General features: G+C 62.3%; 12 protein-coding genes. All 12 read right to left on the reverse strand.

Features of this window, described 5'->3' with window-relative positions:
- Positions 1-50: 50 nt before the first annotated feature.
- A complete protein-coding gene (locus AC04SG_RS05840; protein WP_488550267.1) occupies positions 51-338 on the reverse strand; it encodes a DUF2160 domain-containing protein in 288 nt (95 codons plus the stop codon).
- A gap of 2 nt (positions 339-340) precedes the next feature.
- On the reverse strand, positions 341-1,255 hold the full coding sequence (locus AC04SG_RS05845) for a carbohydrate ABC transporter permease (RefSeq protein WP_488550268.1): 915 nt from the start codon (positions 1,253-1,255) through the stop codon (positions 341-343).
- A gap of 1 nt (position 1,256) precedes the next feature.
- Positions 1,257-2,123: a carbohydrate ABC transporter permease gene (locus tag AC04SG_RS05850; protein WP_192253786.1), complete on the reverse strand. Its 867-nt coding sequence runs from the start codon at positions 2,121-2,123 to the stop codon at positions 1,257-1,259.
- Positions 2,124-3,200: an ABC transporter ATP-binding protein gene (locus AC04SG_RS05855; RefSeq protein WP_488550269.1), complete on the reverse strand. Its 1,077-nt coding sequence runs from the start codon at positions 3,198-3,200 to the stop codon at positions 2,124-2,126. It lies immediately after the preceding gene.
- 10 nt (positions 3,201-3,210) lie between these two features.
- Positions 3,211-4,290: an ABC transporter ATP-binding protein gene (locus AC04SG_RS05860; protein ID WP_488550270.1), complete on the reverse strand. Its 1,080-nt coding sequence runs from the start codon at positions 4,288-4,290 to the stop codon at positions 3,211-3,213.
- A 38-nt stretch (positions 4,291-4,328) separates the two neighbouring features.
- Positions 4,329-5,873, reverse strand: coding sequence for a glycerol-3-phosphate dehydrogenase (glpD, locus tag AC04SG_RS05865; RefSeq protein ID WP_488550271.1), 1,545 nt, complete (start codon positions 5,871-5,873; stop codon positions 4,329-4,331).
- A gap of 95 nt (positions 5,874-5,968) precedes the next feature.
- Entirely contained in the window at positions 5,969-6,736 is a 768-nt protein-coding gene (locus tag AC04SG_RS05870; protein ID WP_488550272.1) for a DeoR/GlpR family DNA-binding transcription regulator, read from the reverse strand.
- A 115-nt stretch (positions 6,737-6,851) separates the two neighbouring features.
- Positions 6,852-7,256, reverse strand: coding sequence for a hypothetical protein (locus AC04SG_RS05875; protein WP_488550273.1), 405 nt, complete (start codon positions 7,254-7,256; stop codon positions 6,852-6,854).
- 51 nt (positions 7,257-7,307) lie between these two features.
- The gene (locus AC04SG_RS05880) at positions 7,308-8,717 is read right to left on the reverse strand and encodes a pyridoxal phosphate-dependent decarboxylase family protein (RefSeq protein ID WP_488550274.1); all 1,410 of its coding nucleotides are present in this window, start codon (positions 8,715-8,717) and stop codon (positions 7,308-7,310) included.
- A 74-nt stretch (positions 8,718-8,791) separates the two neighbouring features.
- The gene (locus tag AC04SG_RS05885; RefSeq protein WP_436259815.1) at positions 8,792-9,523 is read right to left on the reverse strand and encodes a proteasome-type protease; all 732 of its coding nucleotides are present in this window, start codon (positions 9,521-9,523) and stop codon (positions 8,792-8,794) included.
- Positions 9,524-9,555: 32 nt separating this feature from the next.
- A complete protein-coding gene (locus AC04SG_RS05890; protein ID WP_112561555.1) occupies positions 9,556-10,350 on the reverse strand; it encodes a transglutaminase family protein in 795 nt (264 codons plus the stop codon).
- A 73-nt stretch (positions 10,351-10,423) separates the two neighbouring features.
- Complete coding sequence (locus AC04SG_RS05895) at positions 10,424-11,365, reverse strand: alpha-E domain-containing protein (RefSeq protein WP_192253770.1); 942 nt, start codon at positions 11,363-11,365, stop codon at positions 10,424-10,426.
- Positions 11,366-11,394 lie beyond the last annotated feature (29 nt).

Here is an 11,394-nt window from a genome sequence, read left to right on the forward strand (position 1 = left end):
TGCGATCTGGAGCGGCCGCCGGCACGCGGTCGCTCCAACAGTTTCCCCCTCTATACGTAGCGGAACACGCCAATGGCGTAGACCACGGAGAGAGCGAGAGCCCACCACAGGTTGGATCCGACAAGACCCAGCCAAGCGAGATGGATGAAGGCGCTGCCAAGCAGCGAAAGAAAAAGGCGATCGCCGCGTGTCGTCTCGAAGCGCAGCACGCCGACACGGGGATTGCCGCCCGGCGAGACGAATTCCCAGGCCGCCATGCCGCACAGCAGGAAAAGAATGGTGCCGAAGAACGCCGCCGTTGGCCACGTCCACGCCATCCAGGTGAGGTCGAGATTCATGGTCACACCCTCCCCAGGGCGAAGCCCTTGGCGATGTAGTTGCGGACAAACCAGATGACGAGCGCGCCGGGGATCAGCGTCAGCACGCCGGCGGCGGCGAGCAGACCCCAGTCCATGCCGGCGGCAGAGACCGTGCGGGTCATCGTAGCGGCGATCGGCTTGGCATCGGTGGTGGTCAGCGTGCGCGCGATCAACAGTTCCACCCATGAGAACATGAAACAGAAGAAGCAGGCGACGCCGATGCCGCTGGCGATCAGCGGCATGAATATCTTCACGAAGAAACGCGGGAAGGAATAGCCGTCGATGTAGGCGGTCTCGTCGATTTCCTTCGGCACGCCCGACATGAAGCCTTCGAGGATCCACACCGCCAGCGGCACATTGAACAGGCAGTGCGCCAGCGCCACCGCAATATGGGTGTCGATCAGGCCGAAGGCCGAATAGAGCTGGAAGAACGGCAGCGCGAACACCGCCGGCGGCGCCATGCGGTTGGTCAGCAGCCAGAAGAACAGATGCTTGTCGCCGAGGAAGCGGTAGCGCGAAAAGGCGTAGGCCGCCGGCAGTGCGGCCGCCACCGAGATCACCATGTTCATGACGACATAGGTGATCGAGTTGATGTAGCCCGAATACCAGGAGGCGTCGGTGAAGATGGTGACGTAGTTGGCGATCGTCGGCGCATGTGGATAGAGCGTCAGCGACGACACGATCTCGGCATTGGTCTTGAAGCTCATATTGATGAGCCAGTAGATCGGCAGCAAAAGCACGATGATGTAGACCGTCGGGACGATCCACCACCAGCGCGATTCCTCGCCGCGCTTGCGCATCAGCCGGGCGACCTGGTCCTGCGAGAGCGTGCTCGCCAGTTTGCCCTCGGCTGTCGTATCGCTCACTCGGTCAGCTCTCTCATTGGCGCCGCTCATCTCAGCGCTCCGCGTCGTAGTTGGTCATCACGGTGTAGAACACCCATGACAACAACAGGATGATCAGGAAGTAGACCAGCGACATCGCCGCCGCCGGACCGAGGTCGAACTGGCCAAGTGCTGTCTTGACGAGGTCGATCGACAGGAAGGTCGTCGAATTGCCGGGGCCGCCGCCGGTGACGACGAAGGGCTCGGTGTAGATCATGAAACTATCCATGAAGCGCAACAGCACGGCGATCAGCAGCACGCGCTGCATCTTCGGCAGCTGGATGTAGCGGAACACCGCCCAGCGCGAAGCGCCGTCGATCTTGGCCGCCTGGTAGAAAGCATCGGGGATCGAGACCAGGCCGGCATAGCAAAGCAGCACGACAAGGCTGGTCCAGTGCCAGACATCCATGATGATGATGGTGACCCAGGCGTCGTACGGATCCTGGACGTAGTTGTAGTCGATGCCGAGCGCATTGACGTAATAGCCGAGCAGACCGATGTCGTTGCGGCCGAACACCTGCCAGATGGTGCCGACCACGTTCCACGGGATCAAGAGCGGCAGCGCCATCAGCACCAGGCAGACCGGAACGCCCCAGCCCTTCTTCGGCATGTTCAGCGCGATGAAGATGCCGAGCGGCACTTCGATGGCGAGTATGATGAAGGAGAAGACCAGGTTGCGGACCATCGCTTCCCAGAAGCGATCGGATGACAGCAGTTCCTCGAACCATTCGGTCCCGGCCCAGAAGAACTGATTGTTGCCGAACGTGTCCTGCACCGAATAGTTGACGACGGTCATCAACGGGATGACGGCCGAGAACGCCACCAGCACCAGCACCGGCAGGACAAGGAACCAGGCCTTGTTGTTCCAGGTCTTATCCATCTATGCCCCCATCTCGACACGCCAGGAATCGGCATAGATGTTGATGCCGGCCGGGTCGAAGCGCACCTTCGGCTCGGCCGGCACGCTCTCGTCTTCACCGATGACGGCCGCGATCTCGCGGCCTTCGAGGCTGGCGCGCACCACCTTGTGGCGGCCAAGATCCTCGACCTTGCTGATTTTCACCGCAATGCCGTCGCGGCCGAGCCTGACATATTCGGGGCGGATGCCGAGTTCGATGGCCCCGGAGCTACCTGCGGCGGTCTTTGGCGCGCCGGGCAGCTCGATGCGCTGGCTGCCGATGGTCGCGGTCTTGCCATCGATCGCCACCGGCATGACGTTCATGCCGGGCGAACCGATGAAATAGCCGACAAAGGTGTGGCGCGGCCGCTCGAACAGTTCGGCCGGCGTGCCGATCTGGACGATGCCGCCGTCGTACATGACGACGACCTGGTCGGCGAAGGTCAGCGCCTCGGTCTGGTCGTGGGTGACATAGACCATGGTGTAGCCGAAGCGGCGGTGCAGCTGCTTCAATTGCGAGCGCAGCACCCACTTCATATGTGGGTCGATGACGGTCAGCGGCTCGTCGAACAGGATGGCGTTGACATCTGAGCGCACCAGGCCGCGGCCGAGCGAAATCTTCTGCTTCTGGTCGGCGGTCAGGCCCCTCGCCTTCTTCTTCGCCCATGACGCCAGATCGATCATCTCCAGCGTCTCGCGCACCTTGCGGTCGACGTCGGCTTCCGGCACGCCGCGGTTGCGCAGCGGGAAGGCCAGATTGTCGTAGACGGTCATGGTGTCGTAGATGACCGGGAACTGGAACACCTGCGCAATGTTGCGCTCCTGCGTCGACAAATTGGTGACGTCCTTGCCGTTGAACAGCAGCTCTCCGTGCGAAGGATGCAGCAGCCCCGAAATGATGTTGAGCAGCGTGGTCTTGCCGCAGCCGGAAGGCCCGAGCAGCGCATAGGCGCCGCCATCCTCGAAAGTGTGGTGCACTTCCCTCAGAGCGAAATCGGCATCCTTCTGCGGGTTGGGCAGGTAGGAGTGCCGGACATGGTTGACGTCGATGCGCGCCATCGCTTCCCCCTCAAGCCGCCAGCTTCGATGCGGCGACGGCGCTGCCGTTGCTGTCGAAGACCATGATGTGGCGCGGATCGATGAACACCTCGATCTCTGCGTCGGGCTCGAAATCGCGGATGCCATGGGTCAGCATGACCCAGCGCGCGTCGGCGAAATCGAGATGGATGAAGCTTTCCGAACCGGTGATCTCGGTGATCGTCACCTTGGCGCGGACCGGCACGGCGGCGGCGTTGGGCCGCTCGAGCGAGAGATGATGCGGCTGGAAGCCGATCGTATAATTCGCGTCGGCGATGCCGGAAAGCTCGGTCGGCACCGGCAGCTTGACGCCGCCCTCGAGCAGGAAATCCGGGCCCTTCTTGGCCAGCACGATGGTGTTGAGCGGCGGGTCGGCAAAGGTCCTTGCCGTCACCAGGTCGATCGGCTTGCGGAAGACGTCGATGGTCGGGCCGAACTGGGTGATGCGTCCCTCGGACAGCGTCGCCGTGTTGCCGCCGAGCAGCAAGGCCTCGTGCGGCTCGGTCGTGGCATAGACGAAAATGGTGCCGGCGGCGGCGAAGATCTTCGGCAGCTCGGCGCGCAACTCCTCGCGCAGCTTGTAGTCGAGATTGGCGAGCGGCTCGTCGAGCAGCACCAGGCTGGCATTCTTGACGATGGCGCGCGCAAGCGCGGTGCGCTGCTGCTGGCCGCCGGACAGGCTGAGCGGCGTGCGGTCGAGATAGGGCGTCAGCTTCAGAAGCGCTGCCGCGTTGCGCACTTCCTTGTCGATCTTGGCCTGATCGGTGCCGGCGACGCGCAACGGTGAAGCGATGTTCTCATAGACCGTCATCGCGGGGTAATTGATGAACTGCTGGTAGACCATGGCGATCTTGCGCTGCTGCACCGGCATGCCGGTGACATTCTGGCCGTCGAACCAGACCGAACCGGAGGTCGGCACATCGAGGCCGGCCATCAGCCGCATCAGGCTGGTCTTGCCCGACAGCGTCGGCCCGAGCAGGACATTGAGCGAGCCGTGCTGAAGCGTCAGCGAGACGTCGCGGATGTGCTCCGCCGCACCGACCGTCTTCGTCACGTTTCTCAGTTCCAGCATGATGCCTCCTCCCAGGCTTTGTGCATCAATCGCCTTCCCTATTCCGCTGCCACGACATGGCGCTGGCTGATGCCGCGCATGAACTCGTCGAGGGCCGACACCTGCTCGCGGCTGAAATGCAGGCCGCGCTTGGTGCGGCGCCACAATACATCTTCGGCGGTCAGCGCCCATTCGTTTTCGCAGAGGTAGCGCACTTCGGCCTCGTAGAGATCGGCGCCAAAGTTGCGGCCGAGATCGGCATTCGACTTGGCGAGGCCGAGCAGCACTTGCGCGCGCGTGCCGTAGAGCCTGGTCAGCCGGCGCGCCAGGCGCTGGTCGAGGAAGGGATAGGCGCTCTTCAGCTTTGCCACCTGGGCGTCGAAACCGGTGGCCGGGAAATCGCCGCCGGGCAAGGACGCGTTCGCCGTCCATGGCTTGCCGCGTTTGCCGAGAAACCCTTCGATCTTTTCCAGCATCGATTCCGACAGCCGGCGATAGGTGGTGATCTTGCCGCCGAAAGCGTTGACGATCGGCGCCTTGCCCTCGCCGCCATCGGCCTTCAGCACATAGTCGCGGGTCGCTTCCTGCGCCTTCGAGGCGCCGTCGTCGTAGAGCGGGCGCACGGCCGAATAGGTCCAGACGATGTCCGGGCGCGTCACGGCTTGAGCAAAATATTCGCTTGCCGCCGCGCAGAGATAGTCGATCTCGGTGTCGCTGATCTTCACGTCATGCGGATCGCCGGGATAGTCGCGATCGGTGGTGCCGATCAGCGTGAACTCCTCCTCATAGGGAATCGCGAAGATGATGCGCCCGTCCTTGTTCTGGAAGAAGTATGCGCGCGGATCGTCGAACTTCTTCTTGATAACGATGTGGCTGCCCTGCACCAGGCGGACATTGTGGACGTCGTTCTGGCCGACAGCGGTCGACAGGACATGGTCGACCCACGGACCGGCGGCATTGACCAGCAGCCGGGCCTTGACCTCTTCGGTCTTTCCTGTCGCCAGATCTTCCAGCCGGATCGCCCAGATATCGCCTTCGCGCCGCGCCGAGACCACCTTCGTGCGGGTGCGGATGGTGGCGCCGCGGTCGGCGGCGTCACGCGCGTTCAACGCCACCAGGCGGGCATCGTTGACCCAGCCGTCGGAATACTCGAACGCCTTGTGAAACAGCGGCTTCAGCGGCTTGCCGGCCGGGTCCTTGGCCATGTCGAGTGTGCGGGTCGCCGGCAGCAATTTGCGGCCGCCAATGTGATCGTAGAGGAAAAGGCCGAGCCGGATCAGCCAGGCCGGACGCAGGCCCTTGGCATAGGGCAGCACGAAGCGCATCGGCCAGATGATGTGCGGCGCGTTCTTCCACAGAACCTCACGCTCCATCAGCGCCTCGCGCACCAAGCGGAACTCATAGAATTCGAGGTAGCGCAGGCCGCCATGGATCAGCTTGGTCGAACCGGAGGAGGTCCCGCTGGCGAGATCGTTCATCTCAGCCAGAAATACCGAAAAGCCTCGCCCAACGGCGTCGCGGGCGATGCCGCAGCCATTGATGCCGCCACCGATGACGAAGATGTCATGGATTGCGTCCACAAAGCCCCTCCCGCGATTTCGCATTGCAGCATTTTTAGGTTTTTACGAAACCGTATCGGGATTATTTCGAAATCAGAACGAATGTCAAACGAAATGTCGCAGCGCCGTGATGGAAGCCATTAGCCCAACGATGTTTCGATCAGATGCACCTCGGCCTCTTCGCAGATCCGGCGCACCGAAGGGATGTCGCAACGGTCGGTGATGAAGGTGTTGACCTGCGACAGATGGCCGATGCGAACCGGCGCGGTGCGCTCGAACTTGGTCTGGTCGGACACCAGGATGACATGCCTGGCATTGGCGATGATGGCTTGCGCCACCTTGACCTCGCGAAAATCGAAATCAAGCAGCGCACCGTCATGATCGATCGCAGAGGCGCCGATCACCGCATAGTCGACCTTGAACTGCCGGATGAAATCGACGGCCGCCTCGCCGACCACGCCGCCGTCGGAGCCGCGCACGACGCCGCCGGCGATCACCACCTCGATCGAAGGATAGATGCGCATCCTGTTGGCAACATTGATGTTATTGGTGATGACCATGAGCCCGGTGTGATCGAGCAGCGCCTTGCTGACCGACTCGGTCGTGGTGCCGATATTGATGAACAACGAGGCGTTGTCGGGGATCAGCCGGGCCGCCGCGCGGCCGATCGCCTCCTTCTCGTCGGCGGCGATCTTGCGCCGCGCCTCATACTCCATGTTCTCGATACCGGACGGGAACAACGCCCCGCCATGAATGCGCGACAGCAGCCGCTGGTCGCAGAGGTCGTTGAGGTCTTTGCGGATGGTCTGCGGTGTCACATTGAAATGCGTGGCCAGATCGTCGACCAGTACGCGGCCATGGTCTTTGGCCATCTGGATGATTTCGGCATGACGCGGCGACAAATACACTGAGGACCTCCCGTTTTCGTTTTTCTTGTTTGTAGCTCAAAACGAAAGCAATGAAAAGGGAGAAGCCGGCTAATGAAATATCGATGATTGCAAAAGCGAACCAGGCAGATACAGCTCAGACCCGCTCCGCCACCTTGCGGGCGACGGCAGCGACTTTGCCCGGCGAGCGAATCATCAGAAATTTGCCGGACCAGCTTCCCAGGATGCGCCAGGTGCCCGCGATCTCGGTGGCATCGCCGTTCAGAATGCCGCTGTAGTCGATCGGATCCATGTTCGATCCGGCATTGTCATATGTTTTGATGAAGGAGACGGCGTTGCCGTCGCGCTGCCCCTGCAGGGTTGCGTATCTCACTGTGCCGGTCGCCGGACCGGTCGGTTCGTGGGTCGCCCCCGTCAAGCTGGTTGCGGTCTCGATCAGCGTCGCGACAAACGAGACCGGCGCCAACTCGCGCGGATAAAAATAGCGCCCGCTCCAGACGCCCGTCAGATTTTGGCTCGTCTCTTCGCCCTGCCCGGCCATGCCCTTGCTCGCAATTCCTTGCTGGCTACTCTGGGGCGGCAGCCGCCTCAGTCAGTCCCTCAGGGATCTTGCACAGTCGCAAATCACACGGAAGGCGGTATTGACGTCTTCCGCCGTGGTCTCGAACTGTCCGACCTGGAAACGAATGGCGATCCGTCCGTCGACCCGCGTCTGCGTCAGATAGAGGCGGCCATCGTCGTTGATGGCATTGACCAGGCGCAGATTGTGGTCGTCGGCATCGCCAGTGGCCTTATGGCGGAATGAAAACAGTGACAGCATTGGCTCGGTGACGATCTCGAAATCCGGCTCGTTCGCCAGCCGCGCCGCAAGGCCCTCGCTCCAGGCGACGTGGTTGCGGATCATGCCGCGCAGCGCTTCCAGTCCATGCGCGCGCAGCAAGAACCACAGTTTCAGCGCCCGGAAGCGGCGGCCGAGCGGCACCGACCATTCGGAATAATTGATAATGCCGTCGCGGCCGTGCGTCTTCAGGAATTCGGGCTTGATCGCCAAAGTGCGGACCAGATCCTCGGGCTGGCGGATGAACTGCATCGAGCAGTCAAATTGCGCGCCGAGCCACTTATGCGGGTTGAATACGATGGAATCGGCGAGCTCTGCGCCGGCCCAGAAATGGCGGAATTCCGGGCAGATCATCGCCGATCCGGCCCAGGCGGCATCGACATGCAGATAGAGCCCGTGGCGCCTGGCCACTGCGGCGACGGCGGCGACATCGTCGGTGCCGCCGGTGCTGGTGCCGCCCACGCTGGCGATGATGCCGGCGGGCAGCATGCCGGCCTCAAGGTCGGCGGCGATCGCCGCCTCGAGTGCAACCGTATCCATGGCGCGAAAGCGCCCGGTGACCGGAATGCGGACCAGATTGTCCTCGCCGATGCCCGACACCCAGATCGCGCGGTCGATCGAGGTGTGGACCTGATCGGAGGAATAGATGCGCGGCCGCCTCTGCCCGGCCAGGCCCTGCTTGTTGCCCTGCCAATCGAGCGCGCGCTCGCGCATGGTCAGCACGGCGGCCAGCGTCGCCGACGAGGCCGAATCCTGGATGACGCCGGAAAATCCTTCGGGCAGGCCGAGCGCCTGGCGCATCCAGTCGACAATGCGTGTCTCGAGTTCGGTCGCGGCCGGCGAGGTCTGCCACAGCATGCATTGCGCGGCCATCGCCGAGACAAGATATTCGGCAACCACCGAGACCGGCGCGGCATTGGCCGGGAAATAAGCGAAGAAACGCGGATGCTGCCAATGCGTCATGCCCGGCACGATCTTCTCTTCGAAATCGGCGAAAATCCGCTCCATCGGCTCAGCCGCTTCCGGCGGCGACGCCTCGATGCTGCGAAAGATGTCGCCGGGTTCGACCAGCGGCCGCACCGGTCTTTCACGCAGCGATGAACGGTAATCTACTCCCCAATCGGCGGCGTGCCTCGACCATTGCCGGAAATCATCGTTGTTCATTCTGGTCTCCAGACCTGAGCCAAGCAGCGTCGATCGCCGCGGCCAGCGCCACGCAACAGCGCCAGCAAGGCAATCTAACCCGGGAAATCGGGCAGGCTGGCAAAGGCCGTCTTCAGCGCGTTCGACCAGCCGTCCGAGATGGTGCGATAATACTGGTCGTCCTGGCCTATCCGCTTCTTCAGCCCGACCTTGAAAGCATCCTTCTCGAGGAACAGCAGGTCGAGCGGCAGGCCGACGGACAGGTTCGACTTCAGCGTCGAATCGAAGGAGACCAGAAGCAGCTTCACCGTTTCGGCCAGGCTCATCGTCCTCTCATAGGCGCGGATGATGATCGGCTTGCCGTATTTGGTCTCGCCGATCTGGAAGAACGGCGTGTCGTCGGTTGATTCGATGAAATTGCCCTCGGGGTAGATCATGAACAGGCGCGGCGCGCTGCCCTTGATCTGGCCGCCGAGGATGAAAGAGGCGTTGAAATAGGAATCCGCCTTTTCGCCGGCCGGTGACGACTGGGCGATGACTTCCTTGACGGTGTCGCCGACCAGCCGCACGGTCTGGTACATGGAAGGGGTTTCGAGTAGCGTCGCATGGCGTTCGCCGATCGCCTTGTTGCGCTCGTCGAGCAGGCTGATGACAGCCTGCGTCGTGGCCAGATTGCCGGCCGACATCAGCACGATGACGCGCTCGCCCGGCTCTTCCCAGACATGCATCTTCTTGAAGGTCGAGATCGAATCCATCCCGGCATTGGTGCGTGTGTCCGACATGAACACGAGCCCACGATCGATCTTGAGGCCGACGCAATAAGTCATGGAATCTCTTCAGGCAGCAATCTTGCCGAGAACTACTGCTCTACCGTGACGGTGACCGCAAGCTGTTCCTCCGCCTGTCCCAGTCGAATTCCCGACACCGGCGAGGCGTCGCGATAATCGCGGCCGGTGGCCACCCTGACATAACGCTCGTCAGGGGAAATGCCATTGGCGGCGTCGAAGGCGACCCAGCCGAGACCCTGGACATGGACTTCGGCCCAGGCATGGCTTGCCGCCTGTTCGATGGCCGCGTCCATCATCAGATAGCCGCTGACATAACGGGCCGGAAAGCCCATGGCGCGGGCCGCAGCGACAAAGATATGGCTGTGGTCCTGGCAGACGCCAGTCTTCAGCGCCAACGCTTCTTCGGCAGGCGTCGTCACGCTGGTGGTGCCCGGCGTATAGGCGACGCGCTCGACGATCAGCGCCATCAAGCGATGCAGCCTCTCTATGTCGGTGCCTTTGCCGACCGCCGCGGCAAGCTCGCGGATGCCGTCGCCGGGGATGGTCAAAGCGGTCTCCTGGCTGAACAGCCAGAGCGGCGCATAGCCGTGATGCGGACCCGAGACGCCTGCTGTGTCGCGCGTCACAACCTCGCCGGAGGCCTCAACGGTGATGAAGTCGCGCTCGCCCTCGACGCTCAACAGCCTGTTATCGTTGCCGAAATGGTCGCTGAAGCGCACTTCCTCGCGCGCACCTTCGATCTTCAGCGCCCAGGACAGCACAGTCTGCGTCGGGCCACTGACCGGCAACAGCCGCAGCCGCTGCAGCAGATAATGCACCGGCGCGTCGTAGCGGTATTCGGTCCGGTGGGTGATTTTCAATCTCATAACTTGTCTTCCGTTTTGAGCATGACCTTATCCCCACTTTTCGCTGACGCGGTCCTCCGGTTCGGGGTCATGCTCAATTGAACCGGTAATCCTGGGCGATCTCGTCGCCAAGCTTGGTGTTGTCTTGAATGAACCTGGCCAGGAACTCGTGCAGGCCGGCGTCGAATATGTCCTTGATCGACCCTGCCCGCAGCATCGCCTGGGTCCTGTCGACCGTGGCGTGGCAGGCATGGCGTTCGCCATAATCGTCGCCGAGGAATTTCAGGTGCTCGGCGAGAAAACGATAGCAGAAGGTCAGCGAGCGCGGCATGCGGACATTGAGGATCAGGTAGTCGGCAATGTTGGTCGGCTTGTAGTCGGCCTCATAGACCCAGCGGTAGGAACGATGCGCCGACACCGAGCGCAGGATCGATTCCCACTGGTAATTGTCCAGCGTCGAGCCAACCCAGGAGATCGAAGGCAACAACACGTAGTATTTCACGTCGAGGATGCGCGCCGTGTTGTCGGCGCGTTCGACATAGGTGCCGAGCTGCGAGAAGTCGAAGATCTCGTTGCGCAGCATGGTGCCGTAGAAACAGCCGCGGATAAGCGCCGTCTCGCGCTTGATGGCGTCGAGCACGCTCGGCAGGTCGCGCTCGTCGATCGGCTTTGCCAGCATCCGCTTCAGCGCCATCCAGGCCTCGTTGATGCTTTCCCAGGTTTCGCGTGTCAGCGCGGTGCGCACCATGCGGGCATTGTTGCGTGCGGTCTCGATCGCCGACATCGTGCTCGACGGGTTCGAGGTGTCGCGCAGCAGGAAGTCGGCGACATTGGCGGCGGTATAATCCTGGTATTTCTGCGTGAAGGCGACGTCGGAGCCGGCGCTGAGCAGCACCGAATTCCACTCTTCCGATGCGCTCTGGGTACGGGTCAGCGCCATGCGCAGGCCGGCATCGACCAGACGCGCCATGTTTTCCGCCCGCTCGATATAGCGGTTCATCCAGTAAAGCCCGTTGGCGGTGCGGCCGAGAAGCATGGGAGGCCCTTCGGGCTAGTGAGTAGGGA

This window comes from Mesorhizobium sp. CNPSo 4684, assembly GCF_057784315.1.

Bases quoted from the DNA above. Each gene is read 5' to 3' on its own strand.
- AC04SG_RS05845 (WP_488550268.1), bottom strand. From the start codon at position 1,255: ATGAGCGGCGCCAATGAGAGAGCTGACCGAGTGAGCGATACGACAGCC.
- AC04SG_RS05895 (WP_192253770.1), bottom strand. From the start codon at position 11,365: ATGCTTCTCGGCCGCACCGCCAACGGGCTTTACTGGATGAACCGCTAT.
- AC04SG_RS05885 (WP_436259815.1), bottom strand. From the start codon at position 9,523: ATGACTTATTGCGTCGGCCTCAAGATCGATCGTGGGCTCGTGTTCATG.
- AC04SG_RS05880 (WP_488550274.1), bottom strand. From the start codon at position 8,717: ATGAACAACGATGATTTCCGGCAATGGTCGAGGCACGCCGCCGATTGG.
- AC04SG_RS05875 (WP_488550273.1), bottom strand. From the start codon at position 7,256: ATGGCCGGGCAGGGCGAAGAGACGAGCCAAAATCTGACGGGCGTCTGG.
- glpD (WP_488550271.1), bottom strand. From the start codon at position 5,873: ATGCGAAATCGCGGGAGGGGCTTTGTGGACGCAATCCATGACATCTTC.
- AC04SG_RS05860 (WP_488550270.1), bottom strand. From the start codon at position 4,290: ATGCTGGAACTGAGAAACGTGACGAAGACGGTCGGTGCGGCGGAGCAC.
- AC04SG_RS05890 (WP_112561555.1), bottom strand. From the start codon at position 10,350: ATGAGATTGAAAATCACCCACCGGACCGAATACCGCTACGACGCGCCG.
- AC04SG_RS05850 (WP_192253786.1), bottom strand. From the start codon at position 2,123: ATGGATAAGACCTGGAACAACAAGGCCTGGTTCCTTGTCCTGCCGGTG.
- AC04SG_RS05840 (WP_488550267.1), bottom strand. From the start codon at position 338: ATGAATCTCGACCTCACCTGGATGGCGTGGACGTGGCCAACGGCGGCG.
- AC04SG_RS05855 (WP_488550269.1), bottom strand. From the start codon at position 3,200: ATGGCGCGCATCGACGTCAACCATGTCCGGCACTCCTACCTGCCCAAC.